At 70.6% G+C, this 25846-nt stretch carries 21 protein-coding genes; 9 read left to right on the forward strand and 12 right to left on the reverse strand.

Annotation, left to right across the window (positions count from 1 at the left end; genetic code table 11):
• Window positions 1-20: 20 nt before the first annotated feature.
• The 4 genes from CLT68_RS28580 to CLT68_RS28595 are packed head-to-tail and all read left to right on the forward strand — an operon-like array spanning window position 21 to window position 5506.
• Window positions 21-989 carry a carbohydrate ABC transporter permease gene (locus CLT68_RS28580; RefSeq protein ID WP_099855621.1) on the forward strand — a complete coding sequence of 323 codons (969 nt, stop codon included), beginning with the start codon at window positions 21-23 and terminating at the stop codon, window positions 987-989.
• Window position 990: 1 nt separating this feature from the next.
• The gene (locus CLT68_RS28585; RefSeq protein WP_088949141.1) at window positions 991-1872 is read left to right on the forward strand and encodes a carbohydrate ABC transporter permease; all 882 of its coding nucleotides are present in this window, start codon (window positions 991-993) and stop codon (window positions 1870-1872) included.
• On the forward strand, window positions 1869-4100 hold the full coding sequence (yicI, locus tag CLT68_RS28590; protein WP_099855623.1) for an alpha-xylosidase: 2232 nt from the start codon (window positions 1869-1871) through the stop codon (window positions 4098-4100). Before CLT68_RS28585 ends, yicI begins: the two co-directional genes overlap by 4 nt.
• The gene (locus CLT68_RS28595; protein WP_099855625.1) at window positions 4097-5506 is read left to right on the forward strand and encodes a GH1 family beta-glucosidase; all 1410 of its coding nucleotides are present in this window, start codon (window positions 4097-4099) and stop codon (window positions 5504-5506) included. The genes yicI and CLT68_RS28595 overlap by 4 nt, the downstream gene beginning before the upstream one ends.
• Window positions 5507-5673: 167 nt before the next feature.
• Here CLT68_RS28595 and CLT68_RS28600 read toward each other — a convergent pair whose 3' ends face one another.
• From CLT68_RS28600 to CLT68_RS28610, 3 genes are all read right to left on the reverse strand, one after another.
• Window positions 5674-6432, reverse strand: coding sequence for a hypothetical protein (locus CLT68_RS28600; RefSeq protein WP_099855626.1), 759 nt, complete (start codon window positions 6430-6432; stop codon window positions 5674-5676).
• A 56-nt stretch (window positions 6433-6488) separates the two neighbouring features.
• A complete protein-coding gene (locus CLT68_RS28605) occupies window positions 6489-7082 on the reverse strand; it encodes a nucleotidyltransferase family protein (RefSeq protein WP_088951889.1) in 594 nt (197 codons plus the stop codon).
• A 171-nt stretch (window positions 7083-7253) separates the two neighbouring features.
• Window positions 7254-8933, reverse strand: coding sequence for a bifunctional 3'-5' exonuclease/DNA polymerase (locus CLT68_RS28610; protein ID WP_486482362.1), 1680 nt, complete (start codon window positions 8931-8933; stop codon window positions 7254-7256).
• 150 nt (window positions 8934-9083) lie between these two features.
• Here CLT68_RS28610 and CLT68_RS28615 point away from each other — a divergent pair, with 150 nt between their 5' ends.
• Together CLT68_RS28615 and CLT68_RS28620 are read left to right on the forward strand one after the other, a co-directional pair.
• On the forward strand, window positions 9084-10820 hold the full coding sequence (locus CLT68_RS28615) for an ABC transporter transmembrane domain-containing protein (protein WP_486482363.1): 1737 nt from the start codon (window positions 9084-9086) through the stop codon (window positions 10818-10820).
• Between the two features lie 50 nt (window positions 10821-10870).
• Window positions 10871-12568, forward strand: coding sequence for an ABC transporter ATP-binding protein (locus CLT68_RS28620; RefSeq protein WP_486482466.1), 1698 nt, complete (start codon window positions 10871-10873; stop codon window positions 12566-12568).
• A 4-nt stretch (window positions 12569-12572) separates the two neighbouring features.
• On the opposite strand, the gene CLT68_RS28625 is transcribed toward CLT68_RS28620, so the two are convergent.
• From CLT68_RS28625 to CLT68_RS28645, 5 genes are read right to left on the reverse strand one after another with little or no spacing between them, the layout of a single operon-like run.
• Window positions 12573-13502: a carbohydrate ABC transporter permease gene (locus CLT68_RS28625; protein WP_088949148.1), complete on the reverse strand. Its 930-nt coding sequence runs from the start codon at window positions 13500-13502 to the stop codon at window positions 12573-12575.
• Window positions 13502-14410: a carbohydrate ABC transporter permease gene (locus CLT68_RS28630; protein WP_099855633.1), complete on the reverse strand. Its 909-nt coding sequence runs from the start codon at window positions 14408-14410 to the stop codon at window positions 13502-13504. Before CLT68_RS28630 ends, CLT68_RS28625 begins: the two co-directional genes overlap by 1 nt.
• A gap of 18 nt (window positions 14411-14428) precedes the next feature.
• Complete coding sequence (gene ngcE, locus CLT68_RS28635; RefSeq protein WP_099855635.1) at window positions 14429-15865, reverse strand: N-acetylglucosamine/diacetylchitobiose ABC transporter substrate-binding protein; 1437 nt, start codon at window positions 15863-15865, stop codon at window positions 14429-14431.
• Window positions 15866-15891: 26 nt separating this feature from the next.
• Window positions 15892-16641: a sugar isomerase domain-containing protein gene (locus CLT68_RS28640; protein WP_099855637.1), complete on the reverse strand. Its 750-nt coding sequence runs from the start codon at window positions 16639-16641 to the stop codon at window positions 15892-15894.
• Window positions 16638-17600 carry a MurR/RpiR family transcriptional regulator gene (locus tag CLT68_RS28645; protein WP_099855639.1) on the reverse strand — a complete coding sequence of 321 codons (963 nt, stop codon included), beginning with the start codon at window positions 17598-17600 and terminating at the stop codon, window positions 16638-16640. The genes CLT68_RS28640 and CLT68_RS28645 overlap by 4 nt, the downstream gene beginning before the upstream one ends.
• 198 nt (window positions 17601-17798) lie before the next feature.
• Here CLT68_RS28645 and CLT68_RS28650 point away from each other — a divergent pair, with 198 nt between their 5' ends.
• Complete coding sequence (locus CLT68_RS28650) at window positions 17799-18791, forward strand: N-acetylglucosamine kinase (protein WP_486482364.1); 993 nt, start codon at window positions 17799-17801, stop codon at window positions 18789-18791.
• Between the two features lie 181 nt (window positions 18792-18972).
• Here CLT68_RS28650 and CLT68_RS28655 read toward each other — a convergent pair whose 3' ends face one another.
• The 3 genes from CLT68_RS28655 to ngcE (CLT68_RS28665) all read right to left on the reverse strand — a co-directional run bounded on the left by CLT68_RS28655 (window position 18973) and on the right by ngcE (CLT68_RS28665) (window position 22258).
• Entirely contained in the window at window positions 18973-19872 is a 900-nt protein-coding gene (locus CLT68_RS28655; protein ID WP_099855643.1) for a carbohydrate ABC transporter permease, read from the reverse strand.
• Window positions 19869-20777 (reverse strand): carbohydrate ABC transporter permease, encoded by a 909-nt coding sequence (locus CLT68_RS28660; RefSeq protein WP_099855645.1) that lies wholly within the window; start codon window positions 20775-20777, stop codon window positions 19869-19871. Before CLT68_RS28660 ends, CLT68_RS28655 begins: the two co-directional genes overlap by 4 nt.
• Window positions 20778-20842: 65 nt before the next feature.
• Window positions 20843-22258 carry an N-acetylglucosamine/diacetylchitobiose ABC transporter substrate-binding protein gene (gene ngcE / locus CLT68_RS28665; RefSeq protein WP_099855647.1) on the reverse strand — a complete coding sequence of 472 codons (1416 nt, stop codon included), beginning with the start codon at window positions 22256-22258 and terminating at the stop codon, window positions 20843-20845.
• A gap of 193 nt (window positions 22259-22451) precedes the next feature.
• Here ngcE (CLT68_RS28665) and CLT68_RS28670 point away from each other — a divergent pair, with 193 nt between their 5' ends.
• Both CLT68_RS28670 and CLT68_RS28675 read left to right on the forward strand, forming a co-directional pair.
• Window positions 22452-23858 carry an acyltransferase family protein gene (locus CLT68_RS28670; RefSeq protein WP_099855649.1) on the forward strand — a complete coding sequence of 469 codons (1407 nt, stop codon included), beginning with the start codon at window positions 22452-22454 and terminating at the stop codon, window positions 23856-23858.
• A 207-nt stretch (window positions 23859-24065) separates the two neighbouring features.
• Entirely contained in the window at window positions 24066-25055 is a 990-nt protein-coding gene (locus tag CLT68_RS28675; RefSeq protein ID WP_486482365.1) for a hypothetical protein, read from the forward strand.
• Between the two features lie 57 nt (window positions 25056-25112).
• Here CLT68_RS28675 and CLT68_RS28680 read toward each other — a convergent pair whose 3' ends face one another.
• Window positions 25113-25796, reverse strand: a complete 684-nt coding sequence (locus CLT68_RS28680) for a Tat pathway signal sequence domain protein (protein WP_099855651.1) — start codon at window positions 25794-25796, stop codon at window positions 25113-25115.
• Between the last annotated feature and the right edge of the window lie 50 nt (window positions 25797-25846).

Genomic DNA, 25846 nt, shown 5'->3' on the forward strand with positions numbered 1-25846 from the left:
CCCGCCGGGAAGGATCTTCCATGGCAGTCTCCGAGACCCTCGCCACCACCCAACCGGCGGCGGCCCCGACCCCACCGCCGCCCGGCCGCAGACGCCGCGGCCGCAACGCGGCGTACTGGCTCTACCTGCTTCCCGGAGCGGTGCTCTTCCTCCTGGTCATCGGTGCACCGCTGGTCGGCACGCTCTACCTGTCGCTGACCAAGTGGTCCGGCATCGGCGACCCCCGCTGGGTCGGCCTGGACAACTACCAGCAACTGCTGCACGACGAGGTGTTCTGGGCGTCGTTCCGCAACACCGTCTGGATGATCGTCGCGATGGTGGTGGTGCCCACAGTGCTCGGGCTGCTGCTCGCCGCGGTGCTCTTCGACGTCATCGGCCGCCGGTTCAAGCCCCGCACCGCCGCCGCGCTGCGGGCCGCCTTCTACCTTCCGCAGGTGCTGCCCGTCGTGGTGGCCGGCATCGTCTGGGGCTGGATCCTCCGCCCCGACGGTGCGTTCAACAGCCTGCTCGACGCGGTGGGTCTCGGCGCGCTCCGCCACGACTGGCTCGGCGACCCGGGCACGGCCCTGCCGGCCGTGATGGCGGTGATGATCTGGGTGCAGATCGGCTACCCGGTGGTCGTCTTCATGGCGGCACTTCAACGGGTCGACCCCGAGTTGTACGAGGCGGCCGAGGTCGACGGCGCGAACTGGCTGCACCGGTTCCGGGCGATCACCCTCCCGCAGATCCGGCCGGAAACCTTCGTTGTGGCCCTGACCTGCACCATCGCCGCGCTGAAGGTGTTCGGGCCGATCTTCGCCCTGACCCGGGGTGGGCCGGACAACGCCACCAACGTCCCGTCGTACTTCGCCTACTACACGTTCTTCAAGAAACTGCAGGTCGGCTACGGCTCCGCGATCTCCACGGTGCTGACGCTGATCATCGTTGTGGTGGCCGTGGTCTTCATCTGGATGCAGGCCCGCAGCGAGCGCCGGGACCGGGGGTTCTGAGATGGCCGTGACGATCACTGGAGCCCCCGCGCCGGTCCGCCGGCCCGTACCCGACCGCCACCACCGGGGCGTCAGCCGCTGGGTGGTGCTCGCCCTGGTCATCCTCGGCGCGCTGGTCATGCTGGTGCCGTTCGCGTTCATGCTGCTCAACGCCTTCAAGTCGCCCGGTGACTACTCGTCGGGCGGGCCGCTGAGCTGGCCGAGCGAGTTCTACACCAAGGGTCTGCGCACGTACTGGACCGAGGTGAACTTCCCGCTCAAGCTCTGGAACTCGGCACTCATCGCCGGTTCGGTGGCGGTGCTCGGCGTCGCCGTGTCACTGCTCAACGCGTACGCCCTGGGCATCGGTCGGGTCCGTGGTCGGCTCTGGATCGTCGGGTTGTTCCTGCTGGCCAACATGCTGCCGCAGGAGGCCCTGATCTACCCGCTGTACTACGTGGCCAAGGAGGTCGGGCTCTACAACACCCGACTCGCGGTGATCATCATCTTCACCGTCATCCAGAGCGCGTTCGGCACCTACCTGCTCGCCTCGGTGATGGGCACGTTCCCGCGCTCACTGCTGGAGGCCGCCGCGCTGGACGGCGCCGGCAAGTGGACGGTGCTGTGGCGGGTGGTCTTCCCCAACCTGCGGCCCACCCTCGCGGTGCTGCTCATCTTCTTCTTCATCTGGACCTGGAACGAGTTCCTCATCCCGTTGGTCATGCTGATCGACAACCAGACGCAGACCATCCCGGTCGCGCTCGCGTCGTTGCAGGGCGACCGGCTGATGGACGCTCCGACCACCAACGCCGGCGCACTGATCAGCCTCGTGCCGGCCATCCTCTTCTTCCTCATCTTCCAGCGCACCCTGGCGCGCGGCATCACGGCAGGAGCCGAGAAGTGAAGTTCACCGACGGGTACTGGCAGCTGCGCCCCGGCGTCAGCGTCCTGCGTCCCGGCGTCGTGGAGTCGGTCGAGCCGGACGAGCGTGGCTTCACCGTCTTCGCACCGACCGGTCAGATCAACGGACGCGGCGACACCCTCAACCGGCCCCTGGTCACCGTCCGGTTCTTCTCCCCCGCCCCCGGCGTGATCGGGGTGACCATCGCCCACCACACCGGCGGGCTGCCCCGCGAGCCGCACTTCGGGCTGAGCACCGGCGACACGCACCCGGTCACCGTCGACGTCACCGGGATCAGCGCGACGCTGACCACCGGTGAGCTGACCGCGCGGGTCGCGCTCGTCGACGGGTGGCGGGTCGACTTCCTGCACGGCGACCGGCTGGTCACCGCGTCCACCGGGCGCAGCATCGGCGTCGTCACCGACGCCGAGGGCCGCCGGCACGTGCACGAACGGCTCGCGCTGGGGGTCGGCGAGACGGTGTACGGGTTGGGCGAGCGCTTCGGTCCGTTCGTGAAGAACGGGCAGACCGTCGACATCTGGAACGCCGATGGTGGCACCGCCAGTGAGCAGGCGTACAAGAACGTGCCGTTCTATCTCAGCAGCGCCGGTTACGGCGTGTTCGTGGACCACCCGGAGCACGTGTCGTTCGAGGTCGGCTCCGAGGTCGTCACGCAGACCCAGTTCAGCGTCGGAGGGCAGTCGCTCACCTACCACGTCATCGACGGGCCCAACCCGAAGGACGTGCTGCGCCGCTACACCGCGCTCACCGGCCGACCGGCCCGGATCCCCGCCTGGTCGTACGGGTTGTGGCTGTCCACGTCGTTCACCACGGCGTACGACGAGAAGACCGTCACCGAGTTCGTCGACGGGATGGCCGAGCGCGGGCTGCCGCTGTCGGTGTTCCACTTCGACTGCTTCTGGATGCGCCAGTTCCACTGGGTCGACTTCGTGTGGGACCCGGAGACCTTCCCCGACCCGGAGGGGATGCTGCGTCGGCTGCACGAGCGCGACCTGAAGGTGTGCGTCTGGATCAACCCGTACATCGCGCAGCGTTCGTACCTCTTCGAGGAGGGCCGCGAGGCCGGTTACCTGGTGCGCAACCCCGACGGTTCGGTCTGGCAGTGGGACAAGTGGCAGGCCGGCATGGCGCTTGTCGACTTCACCAACCCGGACGCGGTCCGCTGGTTCACCGGCAAGCTCAAGGCGCTGCTCGACATGGGCGTCGACTGTTTCAAGACCGACTTCGGTGAGCGCATCCCGACCGACGTGGTGTGGCACGACGGTTCGGATCCGCAGCGGATGCACAACTACTACTCGTACCTCTACAACAAGGCGGTCTTCGAGCTGCTGGAGGCCGAGCGGGGCAAGGGCGACGCGGTCCTGTTCGCCCGCTCGGCCACCACCGGCGGGCAGCAGTTCCCGGTGCACTGGGGCGGTGACTGCGAGTCGACGTTCGCCGCGATGGCCGAGTCGCTGCGCGGAGGGCTGTCCCTTGCCGCTTCCGGCTTCGGCTACTGGAGCCACGACATCGGCGGCTTCGAGGGCACTCCCGACCCGGTGGTGTTCAAGCGGTGGGTCGCGTTCGGTCTGCTCTCCTCGCACTCCCGGTTGCACGGCTCAGGGTCGTACCGGGTGCCGTGGGCGTTCGACGACGAGGCCGTCGACGTGCTGCGGCACTTCACCCAGCTCAAGCTCCGCCTGATGCCGTACCTGGCGGCCGCCGCCCAGGAGGCGCACCGCGACGGGACGCCGATGATGCGGCCGATGGTCGTGGAGTTCCCGGACGACCCCGCCACGACGCACCTGGACCGGCAGTACATGCTCGGCCCGGACGTGCTGGTCGCCCCGGTGTTCAGCGCCGACGGTGACGTCACCTACTACGTGCCCGCCGGCACCTGGACACACCTGGTCAGCGGCGCGCAGGTCACCGGCCCGGCGTGGGTCACCGAGAAGCACGGGTTCGACAGCCTGCCGGTGCTGGCCCGGCCCGGCGCGGTCATCCCGTTCGGCTCCCGTGACGACCGACCGGACTACGAGTGGGCCGACGATGTGCGCCTGCGGCTGTACGCACCGGCCGAGGGGCAGCGGACCCGCGTACGGGTACCGTCACCCGGGGACGGGCCGGGCGCCGAGTTCGACGTGCGCTACGAGGACGGAACGGCCAGTGCCGCACTGGTCGCCGGCACCTCGACGGGCTACATCTGCGAGATCCAGGGGACTGAACGATGACGCGACACCACTTCCCGGAGAGCTTCGTCTGGGGTTCGGCGACGGCCGCGTACCAGATCGAGGGCGCGGCCACCGAGGACGGGCGAGGGCCGTCAATCTGGGACACCTACAGCCACACACCCGGTCGTACGCTCAACGGCGACACCGGCGACGTGGCCGCCGACCACTACCACCGGTGGGCCGACGACCTCGGACACATCGCCGACCTGGGCCTCAGCGCGTACCGGTTCTCCATCTCCTGGCCACGGGTGCAGCCCGGTGGCTCGGGCCGGTTCAACCAGGCGGGCATCGACTTCTACTCGCGGCTGGTCGACGGGCTGCTGGAGCGGGGCGTCCGCCCGGTGGCGACGATGTACCACTGGGACCTGCCGCAGGAGCTGGAGGACGCCGGCGGCTGGGCGACGCGGGAGACCGCGCTGCGCTTCCAGGAGTACGCGGCGGGCATCGTCGGTGCGCTGGGCGACCGGGTGCACACCTGGACGACACTCAACGAGCCCTGGTGCTCGGCCTACCTGGGCTACGCCTCCGGAGTGCACGCGCCGGGTCGGACCGAGCCGGCGGCGGCGCTGGCCGCAGTGCACCACCTCAACCTCGCGCACGGTCTGGCGGGCCGGGTGGTCCGGGAGCTGGCCCCGGCCGCCGAGCTGTCGGTGACGCTCAACCTGCACGTCATCCGGGGGGCGTCCGACTCCGACGAGGATTCCGACGCGGTACGGCGGATCGACGCGTTGGCCAACCGGGCGTTCCTCGGCCCGATGCTCGACGGCGCGTACCCGGCCGACCTGCTGGCCGACACCGCGTCGGTCACCGACTGGTCGTTCGTCCGCGAAGGCGACGAGAAGCTGATCGCGGTGCCGCTGGACGTGCTCGGGGTCAACTACTACTCCAGCACCCTGGTCCGGGCCTGGGACGGGGTGTCGCCCCGCTCCGACGCCGACGGGCACGGTGCGTCGACGTCGACGCCGTGGGTCGCCGCGGACAACGTCGACTTCCTGCCGCAGCCCGGCCCGTACACGGCGATGGGGTGGAACATCGACCCGCCGGCCCTGACCGAACTGCTGCTGCGCCTGCACCGCGAATACCCCAACCAGCCGATGATGATCACCGAGAACGGCGCGGCGTTCGACGACGTGGTGGAGGCCGACGGGCGGATCCACGACGACCGGCGGATCGACTACCTGCGTCGGCACATCGGCGCGATGGCCGACGCCCGCGAACAGGGCGCCGACGTTCGCGGTTACTTCGTCTGGTCGCTGCTGGACAACTTCGAGTGGGGCTACGGCTACGACCGCCGCTTCGGCATCATCCGGGTCGACTACGACACCCAGGTCCGCACCTGGAAGGACAGCGCCCACTGGTACCAGCGCCTGGCCGCCACCGGAAAGCTGGACTCGGCGCAGGACTGAAGTACCCCGCCACGCGCGCACCGAGCTTGCGGCCATGTCCTGACGACCGTGATGCCTGTGAGTCATCCTGATGACTCACAGGCATCACGCATTCCGGGAAGCCCGACGCAACGCCTCCTGGACCGTCGGCTCGACCCGGAACCGTCGGGAAGGCGCCTTTTCGCCGGTCACGGCCGGGGCAGGTCGGCGCAGAGCTTCCTCGGGAAGGCCGGCTCGGTGGTGCGGACACGTCCGCAGCCGGCCTCCGTCGAGTTGGCGATCGTTTCCCAACCGCCCTGGCCGGCCCACCGCAGAAAGTAGCGGCGCACGTTGACCGACGCGTCGCAGCCGGGCCGCGCCTCGGCACCGCAGGGCACCGGATCAAACGGCACCGTCATGACCAGCCAGGTGCCGTCGCAGCCCTCGACCGATCCGGTCGAGTGCCGGGACACGTCCATGCCGCGGACCACGACGCCGACCCACGCCTGGTCACAGTGGTCCTTCGGCATCGGACCACAACCGAACGTCGGGTCGCAGCGCTGGTACTCCGCACCGTCGGGCTTCCACGGCTGCTCGTTGAGCACGACGGTCCGGCCGGCAATCGGCCCTGGCGCTGTCAACGTCACCTCGCCCGGCGTGTGGGTGGGACAGGCCCCGACCACCCCGGACAGGCGCGAATCCTGCACCACGTTGGCGTAGATGCGGTTGTTCTCCTCGGTGAAGTAGGTGATTCGCGGATTCCGGGAGCAACCATCCGCGTCACCCAGCAGCGCCACGGTCAGCACGAGCGAGCGCGGATCCGCGCCGGCCCGGACGGCCGTGACATCAGTCTGGTAGGTGGCCCAACCGGTGTCTGCGGCTGGGCCGGCCTGCACGGGCGCGTCGCCCGGCCTGGCGCAGCCGACGAGCACGGCCAGACACAGCAGGGCGGTGGTGAGTCGACGCATGCAACGAGTATCGCCAGTGGACGGCCCGGCACATCCGTACGGATACTCAGTCCGCCTCAGACCCCGACCCGCTGCGGCGGCACGGTGAGCCCGTACAGCTCCATCAGCTCGGGGGTGTCGGCCCGACTGCCGTCCGCCACCGAGTCGCAGGCGATGTCGACGATCTGGTCCTTGTGCGCCAGCAGGTACGGTCGGGCGCCCACGTCCGCGCTGGCGAGGGTGGCGATGCCGGGCCAGTGCCGACGGCCGAAGAGCATCGGGTAGCCGCGCAACCCGTCGTAGGTGGCGCAGACCAGCACGTCCGGGTACGGCAGCGCGGCCACCCGGCTGACCGCCGTGACGGTCAGACCCGGCATGTCGACCGGGACCACCACCACCGCCTCGATCCCCTCGTCGTCCATGGCGGCCAGGCCAGCCCGGATGGACGAACCGACCCCGGTGCCCCACGCCTTGTTGATCACAACGGTGGCCTTGCCCAGGTCGGCGGTCTCCTGGACCTGTTCCGCGGCGGCACCCAACACGACCACGATCTGCTCGCAGCCCGCCTCGGTCATCGTGTCGATCATCTGATTGACCAGGGGCTTGTCACCCTGGTGCAGCAGTGCCTCGGGACCACCGATCCGTCGTCCACCACCCGCCGCGATGATCATTCCTGCGATCCGGTTCAGCTGCGCCCCCTCCAGCACGGGACCGACCGTGACCGGCCCGTCCCTTCCTACGGACACTGCAACGAGGACGGCCAGCCGAGGGTGGCGGGGCGAAAAGGAGAAATAGCACAACCGTTACACGCCCGGCACCTGCCGGCACGGACACTCCGTCGGTCAGGCCGCGTCGGCGTAGCAGTCGACGATGGACAGGTCGAGCGGAAACCGCACCGGCGTCGCACCGAAGAGCAGCGCGGAGGCCCGCTCACCGGACCGGGTGACCGCCTCGGCGACCGCAGCCGCCTGATCAGCGGGAGCATGCACGACCACCTCGTCGTGCTGGAAGAAGACCAACTCGGCGTCCGTGCCGGACAACTCCGTCCGCAGCGTGGCCAGCAACGTGGAGGCCCACTCCGCGGCGGTGGCCTGGATGACGAAGTTGCGGGTGAAGCGACCTCGGGACCGGGCGGCACGGGCCCGGGGACCGCGCGGGTCGGCCGCCTCCTCCGGATCGGATGGGACGTCGTCGGGATCACCGAACCCGGCCGAACCCGGCGGGCACGTGCGCCCCAGCCACGAGCGCACCAGCCCGCCCGCCTCACCGGTGCGCGCCGCCGACTCCACATAGGCGAACGCCGTCGGGTAGCTGCGCTTCAACACTGCCAACGCGGGCACCGCCGCCCCGCCGGTCTGCCCGTACATCGCCCCGAGCAGGGCCACCTTGGCCTTGGCCCGGTCACCGCCGAACGAGTCACGCGCCAGCGCGGCATAGAGGTCGCCAGCCCCGCCCGCCGCTGCCAGTCGCGCGTCGCCGGACACCGCCGCGAGCACCCGAGGCTCCAACTGGCCGGCGTCGGCGACCACCAGCCGCCAGCCCGGATCGGCCACCACCGCCCGCCGAATCACCTTCGGGATCTGCAACGCGCCACCGCCCCGAGTGGCCCAACGGCCGGAGACGACCCCACCCGGCACGTACTCCGACTGGAACCGGCCGCCCTGCACCCACTGCTCGCGCCAGGCCCAGCCGTGAGCCGTCCAGATCCGGTAGAGCTCCTTGTATTCCAGCACCAGCGGCACCGCCGGGTGGTCCACCCCGCGCAACACCCAGGCCCGGGTGTTGGGCAGCTCCACGCCGACCCGGGCGAAGGCCTTCAGCAGCTCCGCCGGGGAGTCGGCGTGCAGGCGGCGTACGCCGAGCGCGCCGGCGATCTGAGCGGCCAGCTCGGCGAGCCGTCGCGGCGGGCCACCGACCGGGGACGCCTCGCCGAGCAGCTCGTGCAGGATCTCGTCGTGCACATCGGCCCGCCAGGGCAGCCCGGCCGTGCCCATCTCCACCGCGATCAGCGCGCCGGCGGACTCGGCGGCCACCAGCAACCGGAACCGGCCCGGGTGCTCGGTCGTCGCGATGCGGGCGAGCTGGTCGGCGTACACCTGGGTCAGTGCCTCGATGCCCGGGCCCGACGGGCCGGGCAGGGTGTCGAAGAGCGCGCCCTGGCCGTGCCCGGGCGGCGCGGCGGCGCGCGGCGGTGGGTCGGGCGGCACCGCCGCGCCGGTCAGCCGGGCCCAGGCCGCGGCCAACGAGCGCGGCTCGCCCCAGCGGCCCGCGTGCCCCAGCAGCAACGCCTCGGTCAACTCCACGTCGTGACAGCGATCGACCCGGACGCCGGCGCGCAGCAGCGTCGGATAGACGGACGCGGCGCCGGACCACACCCAGCGCGGATGCTCGGCGGCCTCCCGCGCGGCGACCGCGGCGACCAGGTCGGTGACGGCCTCGGCCGGGCCGGCCGGTCGACCGACGGCATCCAGCGGGCACAGCACTCCCCCACCCCGCTCGTCGGACACCACCGCCACCAGCACGAACGTGATTCTGCCTCCCCCGTCCGACAGAAACGGAGGCGCACCTCACCCGTTTCGGGACGGTGGGGTGTCGGGGGCGCTCGGTAGCGTGACCTGGTGCCGCCGCAGATCCCTCATCCCGATCCTGGCACTCCGGACACCCGCGGACCGATGCGATACCTGTGGTGGCTCACCCGCCGCCAACCCTGGCGGGTGCTGCGCGGCAGCCTGTTCGGCACGGCCTGGATGATGGGCCTCTCGGCTCGGCCCTACCTCATCGCCCGCGCCGTCGACGACGGGTTGCGCGCCCGCGACATGCACGCCCTGGCGCTCTGGGTCGTGGCGATCGTCGTCGCGGGACTGGGCCTGTCCTACCTGGGCATCATGCGACACCGCACGATGACCTTCATCCGGGAGGACGCCAAGGCCCGCTCGGCGGAGGTCCTGCTGCGCCACCTGTCCCGGATCGGCGCCGTGCTGCCGCGCCGGGTCGCCGCGGGCGAGGTGTCCACCATCGGTGGCTCCGACATCGACTGGACGGCGCAGGTGCTGACGCTGACCGGGCCGGGCGTCGGGGCGGTCGTCGCGTACGGGGTCATCGCCGTGGTGCTCTGGTCGATCTCCCCGATGCTCGCGCTCTGCGTGCTGGTCGGAGTGCCGGTGGTCGGGCTGGTCGTCGGGCCCCTGCTGCGCCGCCTGGAGCGGGCCGAGTCGGTCTACCGCAAACAGCAGGGAGCCCTCACCGCCCGGTCCGGCGACATCGTGGCCGGCCTGCGGGTGCTCGCCGGGGTGGGCGGCCGGGACCTGTTCGCCCGACGGTACGCGGCCAGGTCCCAGGAGCTGCGCGCCGAGGGCTACCGGGTGGGCGCGGTCTACAGCTGGATCGACGCGGCGACCGTCGCCATCCCGGGGCTGTTCCTGGCGGCGGTGGTGTGGCTGACGGCGCGGATGGCGGTGACCGGTGACGTCACGATCGGCGAACTGGTTGCCGTCTACGGCTACGTGGCGACCCTGATCGTGCCGGTCTGGTTCCTGCTGGAGGGCAGTCACCAGCTGATCCGGGGACGGGTCGCCGCCCGACGGATCGCCGACCTGCTCAACGTGACCTCGGACGACGTCGGTGGTCCGGGTCGTCGGTGGTCGGGCTCGGTGCCCGACCCTCGCCGACCGGGAGCCCCGGCCGCGCCGGCCAGTCCTGCCGACCTGCACGACCCGCTGACCGGGCTGACCGTACGCGCGGGCTGGCTGACCGGCGTGGCCGCCGACGATCCGGCGGAAGGGCTGGCGCTGGCCGACCGGCTCGGCCGGTACGTCGTCAGCGACACCACCTGGGGCGGTGTGCCGCTGACCGGGGTCGCCCTGGACAAGGTCCGTTCCCGGATCATGGTCGCCGACCACGACTCGTACCTCTTCGCCGGGACACTGCGCGACATCCTGCGCCCCCTGGCCGACGACGACGACCACCGGATCGGCGCGGCCCTGCGGGCCGCCTCCGCCGAGGACGTCGTCGACGCGCTGCCCGCCGGTCTGGACACCCCGATCGACGCCCGGGCCCGGACGCTCTCCGGTGGTCAGCGCCAACGGGTACGCCTGGCCCGGGCGCTCCTCGCCGAGCCGGAGGTGCTCATCCTCGTCGACCCGACCTCGGCGGTGGACGCGCACACCGAGGCGCGGATCGCCGAACGGCTGCGGGCCGCGCGGGCCGGGCGGACGACAGTGGTGATCGCCACGTCGCCGCTGCTGCTGGGCCGGGCCGACCTGGTCGCACACCTGGGCGGCGGCCGGATCACCGCCACCGGCAGCCACACCGACCTGCTCGACTCCGACGCCGGCTACCGGCACCTGGTGGCCCGTGGCGGCGACGATCCCGACATCGAGGCCGCCGACGCCGAGGAGGCGTACCGGTGAACCGGCTTCCGGTGGCCGACCGCCGCACCGTACGCCAGGCGTTGCGGGACATGATCGGCCGGCACCGCCGCGCGGTCGGGATCGTGCTGGCGCTGCACAGCGCCGCCGCGGTCGCCGGGCTCGCCCCGCCGTGGCTGCTGGGCACCATCGTCGACCGGGTCACCGCGGGCGCGGGAGTCGCCACTGTGGACCGGCTGGCGCTGGCCATCGCCGGTTGCGTCCTGGTCAGCGCGTTGCTCTCCCGATACGCCCAGTACGCCGGTCACCGCTTCGGTGAACGGGCCGTCGCCGAGCTGCGCGAGGAGTTCGTCTCCCGGACTCTCGGGCTGCCGGTCTCGGTCGTCGAGCGCGCCGGCTCCGGGGACCTGGCCACCCGCAGCTCGGTCGACGTGGCGACGGTCGGCACCACCGTCCGGGACGTGGTGCCCACCATCGTCATCGCCGGGGTGCAGTTGACGTTGCTGTTCGGGGCGGTCTTCCTGCTGCATCCACTGCTCGGGCTGGCAGCGCTGGCCGGGCTCCCGTCGATCGTGACGGTGACCCGCTGGTACCTGCGCCGGGCCAGCTCCGCGTACCTCACCGAGGGCGCCGCCGCAGCCGAGCTGACCGAGACTCTGACCACCACCGCCGAGGGTGCCCGCACCGTGGAGGCGCTGCGACTGGCCGACGACCGGATCCGGCACGGCACCGGTCGCATCACCCAGGTGTGGCGGGCCCGGCGGGCGACCCTCGCGCTGCGGACGGTGTTCTTCTCGATCGTCGAGGCCAGCTATCCGCTGCCGGTCGCCCTGGTCCTGCTCGTCGGCGGTTACCTGTTCTCCAGGGACATGGTCACGCTCGGCGCGGTGGTCGCCGCCGCGCTCTACCTGCAACAGGCGATCGAACCGTTGGACCGGCTGTTGCAGTGGACTGAGCAGGCGCAGCGCGGTTTCGCGTCGTACGCCCGGGTCCTCGGCGTCGGCATGGTCCCGGCGGAACCGACGGGCCGGACGGCCACGTCGCGGGGAGAGCGGCTCGTCGTACGCGGGGCGCGGTTCTCCTACTTCGGCGGCCCGGACGTGCTGCACGGCATCGACCTGGAGGTGCAGCCCGGTGAGCGGCTTGCCGTCGTCGGTCCGTCGGGCGCCGGCAAGTCCACCCTGGCCCGGCTGCTGGCCGGGATCGACGCGCCACGGCAGGGCGTCGTGAGCATCGGTGGCTGCCCGATCACCGACCTCGACCCCTCCGAGCGGCGCCGCCGCATCGCCCTGGTCACCCAGGAGCACCACGTCTTCATCGGCTCGGTGCGGGACAACCTCTCGTTCGCCGCGCCGGACGCGTCGGACGAGCAGATGCGGGCCGCGCTGGTCACCGTGGGCGCGGACTGGTACGACGACCTGCCGGCGGGGTTGGACACCGCGATCGGCGACGGCGCCCGGCAGCTCGGCGCCGCAGAGGCCCAGCAGCTCGCGCTGGCCCGGTTGGTGCTCGCCGACCCGCACACGCTGATCCTGGACGAGGCGACCGCCGCGCTCGATCCGAGCACCGCCCGTCGGACCGAGCGGGCGTTGGCCGCCGTGCTGGCCGGACGGACCGTCATCGCGATCGCGCACCGACTCAACACCGCGCACGACGCCGACCGGGTGGCCGTGCTGGCCGACGGCCGGATCACCGAGATCGGCAGCCACGATGATCTCGTGGCTGCCGACGGGGCGTACGCGGACCTGTGGCGCTCCTGGCACACGCAGGCCGACGAGCGACTGCGGTGACCGGCTACTTCACCGCGCCGGAGGTGAGACCGGCCTGGATCTGGCGTTGGAAGACCGCGTACACGATGATCATCGGAAGGATGGCGATGGTCAGCGCGGCGAACAACCCGGACCAGTCCGCCTCGTAGCCTGCGTTGACCGAGATGTCGGCGATGCCCTGGGTGAGCACCCACTTGTCCTTGGCGTTGGAGAGCAGCACCAGCGGAAGTTGATACTGCGCCCACTGACCGATGATGTTGAAGATCGCGACACTGATCAGACCGGGCTTCGCCATCGGCATCATGACCTGGAAGAACAGTCGGCTGTGCCCACAACCGTCGATCATGCCCGCCTCGGCCACCGACGACGGCAGCGTCTTGAAGAACGCGGCCAGGAAGAACACCGTGAACGGCAACGAGTACGCGGTGTAGACCAGCACCACACCGGTGTGGGTGTCCAGCAGGCCCAGGTTCTTCACCACGAAGAAGAGCGGCACCAGGGCCAGGAAGACCGGGAATGCCAACCCGGAGACGAAGAGGTAGTAGACCGCCCGGTTGCCCCAGAACTTGTAGCGAGCCAGCACGTACGCGGCCATCGAGCCGAGCAGCATGGTGAGGAACGTGCTGCACGAGACCACGATGACGCTGTTCAGGAAGTACCGGCCGACGTTCGCCTTGGTCCAGGCCCGCCCGAAGTTCTCCCAGCGAAGCTCGGCCGGGAGCGTCCACGGGCTGCTGAAGATCTCGCTCGTGTTCTTGAACGCGGCGAGGAAGGTCCAGAGGATCGGCACGATCACGATCACCGCCCAGACGGCGAGCGCGATGTGCCCCAGGCCGGCGAAGAGCCGTACCTCCGAGCGGGGGCCCTTACGCCCCGGCCCGGCGGGGTCGGACGGATCACCGGTCTTCGGCGGTAGCGCCGCCGGGGTCGGCGGCAGCGTCGACTGCGGATTCATCAGTACTCCACGCTTTCCCGCTTGGTGAGCCGCAGCGTCAGCGCCGCGAACGTGAGGGTGAGGAAGAACAGCGCCACGCCCATCGCCGAGGCGTAGCCGTACTTCGAGTAGACGAACGCGTTGCGGTAGATCTCCATAGCCAGCACGGTGGTGGCGCCGTCCGGACCACCGCCGTCCACCGAGAGCACCGCCACGATGGCGAACGCGTCGAACGCCGCGATGCCGAGGTACACCCAGGCCACCTGGAGGGTGTCCCACAGCAGCGGCAGGGTGACCCGGAAGAACAGGGTCACCTTGGTCGCCCCGTCCATCTCCGCGGCCTCGTAGATCTCACCCGGGATGGAGGCCATCCCGGCCGAGAAGAGCACCACGTAGAAGCCGACGGCCTGCCAGACGAGGACCGCGATGATCGACCAGAGGGCCAGGTTCGGCTTGACCAGGAAGAGGATCGGCTCCAGGCCGAACTCCATCAGCACGCCGTTGATCAGGCCGGACTCGTTCGGTCGGTACACCATCTGGAACAGCACCGCGATGATGGCCACCGCGAGGACCTGGGGGAAGAAGAACACCACCCGGTAGAACTTCGCCCCCCAGACCCCCTGGCGTTGCCCGCCGCTGCTCTTGCCGCCCACGTTCAGCAGGAAGGCGAAGAACAGGGCGATGGCAACGGTGATCAGCGGCAGGGCAAGCAGCAGTACGCCGTGGTGCTGGACCGCCTTCCAGAAGGCCCCATCGTCGAGCAGCCTCCGGTAGTTGTCGAACCCCACCCACTGCGGGGCGGACAGCCCTCGCCAGTTGGTCATCGAGATCTGGAACGCCTGCGCGTATGGCCAGATCACGAATGTCACGTACAGCGCGACCGGGGCGAACAGGAACCCGATCACGAATGGATACTTGCCGTGCCGCATGACCCTAGCTCCGATCGATCAGCGCTTGAACTTGGTGACGGAGCTGTCCTTCTTGATCGCGTCGGCGCGCTTCTGGATCCGCTCCACGAAGGCGTCCGCGTTGATCCGGCCGAACATCAGCTCGTTGGTGGCGGTCCGCGCCTCCGTGTCGAGCTCCTTGTACCAGCCGTCGAAGTACAGGTTGAACACGTCCTGGCCAGCGGCCTTCAGCGCGGCCTGCGAGCTGGCCACACCGGGCGGGAAGGCGAAGCCCTCCGAGCCGGCGGTGACCACGGTCGGGGCCTTGACCACCTCGGTGAAGCCCTTCGCGCCCGCGTTGGACAGCATCTGGCGCATGTACTCCAGGCCGCCCTTGGGGTTCTTGCTCTTCGCCGAGACGAAGTAGCCCTCACCGGCGGTGGCGCGCAGCGCCGTGGCCGGCATCTTGTCCGACGCGGTCAGGCTCGGCACCGGCATGAGCTGGTAGTCGAAGCCGGGCGGGGTGTCCTTCTTCTGCTCGCCCTCCAGCCAGTCACCGCTGGGGTAGAGGGCCACCTTGTACTGGTTCTGCCGCAGCTGCACGTCGGTGTGCTTGAGCCCCTCGAAGCTCTTGTCGCTGAACTTCGCGCCGACCTCGGCCCACGCCGTGGCCGCCTGCTTGATCGCGTCCTGCTTCCAGGCGCCATCCTCCAGGTTGTCGATGTTCTTGAGAACGTCGACGCCACCGATCTTCGCGGCCTGGGTGAGGATCACGTTCCACTGGTAGTAGGCCGCGTTCGCCCCGGCGTAGCCGTACGGGGTGATGCCCTTGGCCTTGATGGCGGTGAGCAGGGTGATGAAGTCGTCCCACGTCTTCGCCGGCGCCCAGCCGTTGTCCTTGAACAGCTTGGCCGAGTACCAGATGCCGAAGACGGTGGAGACGTAGTACAGGACATACGGCTTGCCGTTGAACGAGCCCGCCTCGATGGTGCCCGGCACCACGGTGTCGCGGACCTTCTTGGATGCGTCGTCGACCGACGGGGCGTCCCACAGCTCGGTGAGGTCCTGGAGCTGACCGTCGGCGACCAGCGCGCCGAAGTCCATCAGCTTCTCGCCCGAGTTGTTCACGAACTCCGGCGGGTTGCCGGAGGCGAACCGCGGCTGGAGCACAGTGGAGACGGCCTGGGTGGCCTGGTGCTTGACCTCCGCCTTGGGGAACGCCTTCTTGTACAGCGGCTCGTGCACGTCGGTGGCGTACTTCTCACCGTAGCCGCCGTTGAAGATGATCACCTCGATCGGCGCGTCCTCCTTGACGCCCAGCGGGTTGGTGGCGCTCTTGGTGCCGCCGGCGGCCTGCTCGTTGTCGTTGTCGCTGCCGCTGGTGGCGCAGGCGCCAAGCAGGCCGATGGCCGGAGTGGCGAGCATGCCCACGGCGGCGGCGCGACGCAGAACCGTGCGACGGTCGAGTGCTGCCGGGTGTTCGGGGGTAAACGACATCGTCGTGTCTCCTTGTGAAATTCGGGTCATGCCGTGCGCCGGAGGCGCCCGGCGTACCGCGACTCGAGGGCGAGGTTGTGCTCGTCCCCGCCGGGGACGTTGGCGGAGAGGTAGATAGGGGGTACCTCCCCTGCCTGGTGGAACCGTCGTACGACTTCCGCGGTCAGCAGCTGCGCCAGCAGCGCCGTGGTGACCGAGGAGACCGCACAGACCGCGCCGCCGCCCTCGAGCGGCAGCAGTGCATCGCCGTACGGCGCGCCGTTGTCCAGCACGACGTCGGCGAGGTCGGCGAGCCGATGCCCGGACGGGTGCCGTGGGGCGACCCGCGCGGTGTGCTCGACCGAGGTGACCGCGATCAACGGGTGACCGCGCTCGGTGACCAGCGCCGCCAGCTCGACCACCGAGCCGTTGATGCCGGACTGGGACGCCACCACGAACACGTCGCGCGGCTGCGGTGCCGCGAGCGCGTAGATCTGGTGGGCGATTGAGGGGTCGCGTTCCAGTTTGGGGTCGGCGAGCACGTCGCGCGGGGCGTCGCCGTGCATCACCAGGTCCCGTACCGAGAGCCGGTTGGTGGGGACCAGCCCACCGGCCCGGGCCACCAGCTCGGCGGCGAACGCCTCGGAGTGCCCTGCGCCGAACGCCTGGAGCACTCCGCCGCCGCGCAGGCTCTCGGCGATCAGGTCGGCGGCCCGGGTGATTCCGTCGGCCTCCGAGTCGAGCAGCCGGTCGAGCACGGGGCGGACGGCGTCGGCGTACCCCTGGGCGCTGATCATGACAGGGATCCCTTCGCCGACTTGTGCCCGTCGACGGCCTGCGCGGTGCGCCGGAAGGCCGCGTGCGCGCGGTCGTGCGTGCGTTGGGCGACGGCGATGTAGAGCAGGTCGAGCACCACGAGCTGGGGGTGCCGCGCGGAGAGCGCGTCCGGCCGGAAGGTGGTCGCCTGGCTGGCCGTGAGCAGCACGATGTCGGCCAGCTCGGCCAACGGGGAACGGGGAAAGCCGGTGAGCGCGACGGTGGTGGCACCCCGGCTGCCCGCCTCGGCGAGCATCTCGATCGTCTCGCGGGTCTGCCCGGTGTGCGAGATGCCCAGTGCCACGTCCCCGGCGCGCAGCAGCGCGGCGCTGGCCAGCCCTTCGTGCACGTCGTTCCACGCCCACGCGGCAACCCCGATGCGGTGCAGGCTGAACTGCATCTCCTCACCGACCAGGGCGCTACCGCTGGCGCCGAAGATGTTCACCCGGTTGGCGCCGGCGATCGCCACCGCGGCCCGCTCGACCTCGGCGAGGTCGAGAAGGGTGGCCGTGTCGTGCATGGCCCGGGTGTCGGCGGCCATGATCTGGTCGAGCACCCGGGCGAGCGGGTCGCCCGGCTGGATCTCGCGTCCGATGTCGATGGTCCAGCCGGCCGAGCGTGCCCGGCCGGTTTCGGAGGCGATGCCCAGCCGCAGGTCGGCGTATCCCTCGAAGCCCATCGCCCGGCAGAAGCGGGTGATGGTCGCGGGTGAGGTGCCGCTCCGCTCGGCCAGCTCGACGATTGTGGAGCGGGCGGCGGCCTCCGGGTCGCTCAGCACGTGCTCGGCGACGCGGCGCAGGGCGCCGGTCAGTTCCGCGAGCCCGTTGCGGACCCGGGCCAGAACCCCGTCGGAGGTCGATCCGAGGGAGTTGCGCCGGTCGATCGCATCGGCGTCGACCACCGCGGTCCCCGCAGCGGTGTCCACCTCTTGATCAACCATCGACGCCTCGCATTTTCGAAGGACTGTTAACTGTTAGTGGTAAAATTTCTTACTAAACGCCTGTCTATGTCAAGACCGTGGGCGAAGTTTTCAAACTGTTACCTGGCGCACAGGCCGCCGCGCCCGCCAGGAGTTGCCCTCCACGACGTCGCCGACCAGCATGAACAGTCCCGATCGCCGTTCAGCGCAAGGAGACCCGTGCCGAAGCTCGACACCGCCGTGGTCGGTCTCGACATCGGCGGTACGTCCACCCGGGCGACCGTCCTGACCCTCACCGGGCAACGCCTCGGCACCGGTCGCGCCGGCGGCGGCAACCCCACCAGTCACGGTGCGGAACGTGCCGCCGTCGAGCTGCTGACCGCGCTCCGCGAGGCGCTCAGCGACGTCGACCCGGCGCGGGTCGTCGCCGGCACCATCGGCCTGGCCGGCGCCGGCCGACTGCTCGCCGACCCGGCCGGACGGGCCGCCTTCGACCAGGCCTGGCAGGACGCGGGCCTGCGCTGCCCGTACGCGGTGCACGGCGACGCCCTGGTCGCGTACGCCTCCGGCACCGCCGCCCCGGACGGCACCGTGCTCATCGCCGGCACCGGTGCGATCACCGCGCAGGTCCACGACCTGCGGCTCGACCGGATCGCCGACGGCCACGGCTGGCTCCTCGGCGACGCCGGCTCGGGCTTCTGGCTCGGTCGCGAAGCGGTCCGCCGGCTGCTCGCCGACCTGGACGCCGGGCGTACACCCGGCACGCTGGCCACAGCGGTGCTCACCGAGCTGGTGGGCAGCGCCGAGATCGCCCCCCACCCACGGGACACCGTGGACGCCACGATCCAGGCCGTGACCCGACGAGCCCCCGTCGAGCTGGCCCGGCTCGCGCCGCTGGTCGTCGACGCCGCCACCCACGGCGAGCCGGTCGCCACCGCGCTGATCACCGAGGCCGCCGCCCGCCTGGCCGAGAGCGTGGGCCGCATCCGCGCGGCCGGCGCGATGACACCGGTCGTCCTCGGCGGCGGGCTGCTCACCGCCGACACTCCGCTCGCCGCCGCCGTCCGGGTGGAGATCGCCCGCCAGTGGCCGGACGCGCCGCTACGGACCGCCGGTGACGGTGCCGCAGCCGCAGCCTGGCTCGCCGCCCGCGACCTCCCCGAGGTCACCGACCCGGCCGCCCTGCACGCCCGCCTCTTCCCCGCCCCCTGACCCCCCGCGCCCCGCCCCGCCCGGCGCGTGCGCCCGCCCGCCCTCGCACGCGCAAGATCCGCGCACTTTCGGTGAAGTTGCTGCCTCACGGCGCGCTGAGGCAGCAGTTTCACCGAAGTTGCGCGGATCTTGGGCTGGGCGGGCGGGCGGACGGGCCGGGACGGGACGGGTGGGTGTGGGCCTACTTGAGCTGGCCTGCGGTTAGGCCGGCCTGCACCTGTCGTTGGAACGCCACGTAGATCGCGAGGACCGGCAGCACCGCGATGCTCAGCCCGGCGAACAGCCGCGCGTAGTCGCCGGCATACCCCTGGCTGACCGAGAGCGCGAACAACCCCTGCGCCAGCATCCACTTGGAGTCGTCGCCCTGCATCAGCACCTGCGGCAACAGGAACTGATTCCAGTGGGTCAGGAAATTGAAGATCGCCACACTGATCATTCCCGGACGCGCCATCGGCAGCATCACCCGGAAGAAGAGCCGGAAGTGACCGCAGCCGTCGACCATCGCGGCCTCCGCCACAGTGGTCGGCAGGGTCCGGAAGAACGCGGTCAGGAAGAACACCGTGAACGGCAGCGAGTAGGCCGCGTACACCAGGATCAGACCCTTCCAGGTGCCGAAGAGGCCGGCGTTGCGGACCACGAAGAAGAGCGGCACCAGGGCGAGGAACACCGGGAACATCAGGCCGCCGACGAACAGGTAGTAGACGACCTGACGGCCGCGGAACTCGTACCGCGCGAAGACGTACGCGGCGGTCGCGCCCATCAGCATGGTGAGGCTGACCGAGCCGGCCACCACCACCAGGCTGTTGAGGAAGTACCGGCCGATGTGCGCGCCCGTCCAGGCCCGCGCCCAGTTGTCCCAGTGCAGCGCGCCGGGGAGACCCCAGGGGTCGGACAGGATCTCACCGTTCGTCTTGAACGAGCTGATGAACATCCACAGCAGCGGCAGTACGGTGAGCAGGCCCCAGAAGAAGAGGAAGCCGTGCGAGAGGACGTTGGCCAGGCCGAGTTCCCGCCGCACCGGGCGGTCCCGTGTGGCAACCGGGGTCGGGGCGTTCACGGTGGGCTGATCCAGAGTGGTCACGAGTACTCGATCCGTTCGCGCCGGCCGACCCGCAGCGACAGCACCGCCACCGTGAGGGTCAGGAAGAACATCACCACGCCGATCGCCGAGGCGTAGCCGAACTTGGTCTCGCTGCCGAAGGCGGTGTCGTACATCCGTACGCCGATCACGTCGGTGGAGAAGTTCGGCCCGCCGTTGGTCATCAGCTGCACGAGGATGAACCCGTCCAGGGCGAAGATGGCGAGGTAGACCCAGGCGACCTGGATGGTGTCCCAGAGCAGCGGCAGCGTGACCCGGCGCAGGGTGGTGAACCGGGACGCGCCGTCGAGCAGCACGGCCTCGTAGATCTCCTTCGGCACTGCCGACATGGCGGCCCCGAACAGCACGATGTAGAAGCCGACGTTGCTCCAGACCATCACCGCCAGCACGCACCAGAACGCTGTCGCCGGGTCGCCGAGCCAGGTCGGCGCGGGCAGGCCGACAGCGCGCACGGCGCCGCTGAGCAGACCCTGGTTGGGGTGGTACACCTCTTTCCAGAGCAGCGCGATGATCACCACGGAGAGCACCTGCGGGAAGAAGTACACAGTGCGGTAGAGCGCCCCTCCGCGTACCCCGGTCACCCCGGCGCGGCCCTTGCGCCCGCCGAGGGCGAGCATGCTGGCGAAGAAGAGCCCGAGCACGATGGTCAGCACCGGCACCAGGCCCAGCAGGATCGCGTTGTTCTTCAGCGCGTTCCACACGTAGTCGTCGTGCCAGAGGGTCCTGAAGTTCGCCAGGCCGACCTGGTTGGCGTCGGCGGAGTAGCCGAGCCAGTCGGTGGTGGAGATCTGGAACGCCTGCAGGTACGGCGAGACGACGAAGAACACGTACAGCAGCACCGGCGGCACCAGGAACGTGACGATCAGCGGCCACTTGCCATGTCTCACGAGGGGACCTTTCCGAAGGGGGTGCGGCCGGTGGGGGTGGAGAGCTCCCCCACCGGCCCGGGCGGTCAGGCCGCTCGCTTGTACTTCTTGATCGAGCTGTCCTGGGCGATCGAGTCGGCGCCCTTCTGACACTGGTCGAGGAACTCGGCGGGGCCGATCCGGCCGCTGAAGAACTCGCCGCAGGCCGCGTCGACGAGGTTGCGCTCCAACTTGCGGTAGAAGTTGTTGTAGACCCAGTTGAAGCCGTTGGCGCCGGACGCGTCGAGTGCCTTGACCACGGTGGTCAGCCCGTGCGGCAGCTCGACGCCCTCGGTGGCACCGGCGACCACGGTGAGGCTGGCGACCTTCTTCGTGAAGTCCTGGGCGCCCTTCTTGGAGAGCATGGTGCGGAAGTACTCCAGGCCGCCGGCGAGGTTGCGGGCCTTGGCGGGCACCATGAACGGCTCACCGGCGGTGCCCCGGATCGCCTCGAACGGCAGTTTGTCGCCGCTGCCCAGGCTCGGCGTCGGCGCGATGGTCATGTTGAACCCGGCCGGGGTGACGTCCTTCTGCTCGCTCTCCAGCCAGGAGCCGCAGGAGATGAAGGCGGCCTTGCCCTGACACCAGGCGGTCTGCGACTGCTTGTGATCCAGGCCGGACGAGCCGTCCAGGATGTACTTGTCCTTGACGATCTGGTGCCAGGCGTCCGCGGCGGTCCGCATCGACTCGGACTTCCACGCGTTCGGTTCCAGGTTGTCGATTGCGGTCGCCACCGAGGGGCCACCGAGCTTGATCGCGGTGGCGATCACCGGCCAGCTCATGTAGCGCGGGTGCAGGCCGGCGTACGTCCACGGGGCGATGCCGGCGGCCTTGATCTCCTTGCAGAGCGCGATGTGCTGGTCCCAGGTCTTCGCGTACTCCCAGGAGCGCTCGGTGAACAGCTTGCTGGAGTGCCAGATGCCGTAGGCGGTGTACGTGTAGTTGAGCACCAGGAACTTGCCGTCGTACGAGCCGACCTCGACCGCGCCGGGCAGCAGGGTGTCCCGGACCGTCTTGCCGGGGACGTCGAGGCTCGGCGCGGCGAGCAGCTCGCCGAGGTCGGCGATGGCGTTCTGACTGACCAGACCGTTGAAGTCGATCTGGCCCGCACCGGAGTTGTTGACCACGTCCGGCGGGGTGCCGTCGACGAAACGCGGCTGGAGGGTCTTGCTGATCTCCTGCGTGACAGAGTGCTTGACCTTGGCCTTCGGGTACTTCTCGGTGTACATGGCCTCGTGGGCCTTGGCGTACTCCTCGCCGAACCCGCCGCCGAAGATCACCACCTCGAGTGGGGCGTCCTCCTTCACGCCGAGCGGGTTCTGGGCGCTCTTGGTGCCCTGGTAGGTGCTGGTGTCCTTCTTGTCACCACCGCCTCCGGTGGCGCAGCCGGTCAGCAGACCGGCGGCGGGGGTGGCCAGCAGGCCGGCGGCAGCGGTGCGCCGCAGAATGTCACGCCTGTTCATCGAGTCTCCTCGGGTCGGGTCGGGCGGACCGCCGATGTCAGGGGGACGGCGGCCGCCGCGCGAGGCACGTTGATTCTCTTCAGTTCATGCTCTGTTACTGAAGAATTTCTACGACAGCCAGCCCCGGACTTCAAGTCCTGACGGTCGAACCGTTATCGCCACCGGCGGCGTTCGGGTCGCCTAGCCTGGGGCGATGCGCCGTCTCCGCGAGCTGGCCGAGCGCACCCCGGCCGAGCGGGAACGGTACGTCGACCTGCTTCGCGCACTCGCGATCGCCATGGTCATTATCGGACACTGGGCCGTCACGGTCATCGAGCGCGGCGCCGACGGACAGACCACCGGGCACTCTGCGCTCGGCGATCTGCGGTGGGCGTACCCGTTGACCTGGCTGGCCCAGGTGATGCCAGTCTTCTTCCTCGTCGGTGGCTATGCCAACGCGGCCTCACTGACCAGGCTGCGGGCCCGCGGCGGCGACGCCGCCGGCTGGCTGCTCGACCGCAGCGCCCGGCTGGTCCGCCCCACCAGCGTGCTGCTGCTGGTCCTCACCGCCGCGGCGGCGGTCGCCTGGCTGGTCGGCACCGACCCGACCCGGATCCGCGAGGTGTTCTGGTTCGCCACCATCCCGCTGTGGTTCCTGGTCGCCTACCTGGCGGTGGTCGCGCTCACCCCGCCGATGTACGCGCTGCACCGCCGCTTCGGCCTGGTTGTCCCGCTGGTGCTGGTCGCCCTGGTCGGCCTCGGCGATCTCGGCCGGCTGACCGGGCCGGAGGAGTGGAGCTACGGCAACTACCTCTTCGGATGGCTGGCCGTCCACCAGCTCGGCTTCGCCTGGCACGACAACCGCGTCGCACCGCCGGCCGCCGGTCAGACCGCGCCGCCGTCCACCGACGCAGCCGGGCCGTCGACGCACGAGCATCCGGAGGTACGCCGAACACTGCCCGTCTCCCGCCGGGCCGGCCTGATGTTCCTCGTCGGCGGGCTGGGCGCGCTGGTGCTGCTCACCGTGCTCGGCCCGTGGCCGGTGGCCATGCTCAAGGTGCCCGGCGAACGGCTCGACAACGCCTCGCCACCCAGCGTCGCGCTGCTGGCCGTCGCCGCCGGTCAGCTGGGCCTGATCCTGCTGCTCCGAAACCCGGCGGAACGACTGCTGCACCGGACCCGCCCCTGGCAGGTGGTGATCGGGGTCAACCTGGTGGTGCTGACCGTCTTCCTCTGGCACCTCACCGCCGTGATCCTGCTGATCGGGGTGCTCGACGCGACCGGGACGCTGCCCACCCCGGCGGTCGACTCCGCCGGTTGGTGGACGTGGCGGCTGCCCTGGCTGCTGCTGCTCACCGTCGTCCTGTCGGTGCTGGTCGTCATCTTCGGGCCGGTGGAGGCGCGCAGTGGCCGGCACCGCACCGCTGGGCGGGCCGGCCGGGCCCGGGCCACGTTGACCGTCGCCGGCTACGCCGCCGTGCTGGCCGGGCTGCTGATCAACAGCGCGACAGCGGCCCGCACCCCGGAGCCGCTCGGCACACCCGTCCCGGCGCTCCTGGCGTACGCGGCCGGGGCGGGCGTGCTGCGACTGCTCAGGTCGGGGTGGGGAACCCGAGGTTGACCCCGTCCGCCACTCGACCGGGGGCCTCGCCTGGTGACCACCTTGCCCGGGTGAAAGCGCACGCCGTCCTCCCCATGGGCGTGCGGGTCACCCAGGAGCGAGGATTCCGACCGCCCAGGCCGACGGGTCGGGCTGGCTCGGGTCGTGCGCTCCGATCGGTACGATCCGACGGTGCTCGAATTCCCCGACCCGCCACGGTCAGGGCCGGTGCGCACCCGGCCTGTGCTCATCGGGCCGGGCGTTCCGCTGCCCGCCGGGGCCCCGGACACGTCCGCGATGATCGACGGGATCGAGGGATGGGTGGGCGCCGACCCGCTGCGCCAACTGATCGACCGCTTCGGCGGCAGGTGGCCGGCCGGTGACCTCACCGACATGCTCCGGTTCCTCGACGACTTCTCCGCCGCGCACTGGGACTTCCGGGGTGGCCGGGAGAGGCCCGACGCCCGGGAGCCGGATCTCGATTTGGGCACCGTCGAGCTGGTGCACGCCGCCGCCACCGCGCTCGGGCTCGTCCGACCCGTGCCACCAGCCCGGCCCGCGTACGCCCACCTGGTGGTGCTGGGCGGTCTGGCGCACGCCTGCCTGCGCCGCGTCGCGTACGCCGCGCGCCTGCTGGACGGCGGGCTGGGGGTGACCGGCGAAGTGGCGGTGCTGGGCAGCTTCCGACCGCTCTCCGACCGGGAACACCGAATGTTGGCCGAGGCGGGGGTGCCCGGCTGCGTGACCGAGGTGGACGCCCTGGACGCGGCGGTCCGGCTGGCGTTCGGGGTGAGCACCCCGGCAGTCGAGGACGGGGTCGACGCGGATCACCCGCACCATTCCTGGTCGTCGCGCACCTATCTCCCGGCGGGTCTGCCACCGGTGCGGGTGCTCGCCGCGCCCTCCAGCGAACCGCACCGACGGCGCGCCCACACCGCGGACACCCAGCGGTTCTGGGCCGGGCACGTCCGGCTCGCCCCCGACGACGCAGTGCTGCTGGTGACCGCGCCGATCTACGTGCCGTTCCAGCACTGCGACGCGCTGCGCACCCTGGCCGTGCCGTACGGCTGCGGCATCGACACGGTTGGGGTCGACCCCGGTCTGGTCGACCTTGATCGGCTGCCGGAGCCGACGCTCAGCCCCGGCCGCTACCTTCAGGAGATCCGCTCGGCGATCCGCTCGATGCGCGCCCTGCACCAGGAGCTGACCGCCGGCTGACCGCCGTGGAGGGCCGGCGCGCGGCGGGTCGCCGCGCACCGGCCCCGTGGACCGTGGTCAGTTCACGTAGACGGCGGCGTTGCCCTTGGTGCTGTCGCGCACCGGCGAGTAGGTCGCCGAGAAGTACGCGGTGTTGAAGCAGAGCGCCGAGCCGGAGAACTTGGTCAGCGGCTGGTTGGTGAAGACGATGGAGTTGGTGGCGTTGACCGCCGCGCCGGTGAGGCTGTTGGTGCTGGTCCGGTAGACGCAGTTGACCGTACCGAGCAGCGAGTTCAGCACGACGGTGCTCTGGATCGGCGCCGCCGTGGTGCCGGTGATCTTTACGACGCCGGCGCTGGTGACGGAGGTGGCGTACGGGAGGTTGTTGAGGGTGATGCTCTGCACCCCGGTGGTGCCGAACACGTTGGTGGTGCAGGTGCCGAAGCTCTGGGCGGTGAGGCTCTCGGTGGCGGTGCCCGGGGCGGTCGGGTTGGTCAGCACCTTGGCGCTGAAGCTGGACGCGGCGCACTTGATCCCGGTGGTGCCGGAGGTGGAGTTGTAGAAGGTGGCGTTGGTGCCGGTCTTGAGGCTGGCCTGGATGACGTCGTTGACGGCGACGGCGGTGCCGCCGGCCGTGGGGTAGGTCAGCACGTTGCCGGCGAGCGCGGCCGACGGGTCGGCGGAGGCTGGCGTGGCGGCGACGAGACCGGTCAGCAGCGCGAGGGCCACGAGGCCCCCGCCGATTCTTCCGTACCTGAGCATGGTTTTTCCTTCCGCGGTGGGACGGGAATGAGCGGACCGCACAGGCGGTC

Source organism: Micromonospora sp. CNZ299 (genome assembly GCF_002754415.1).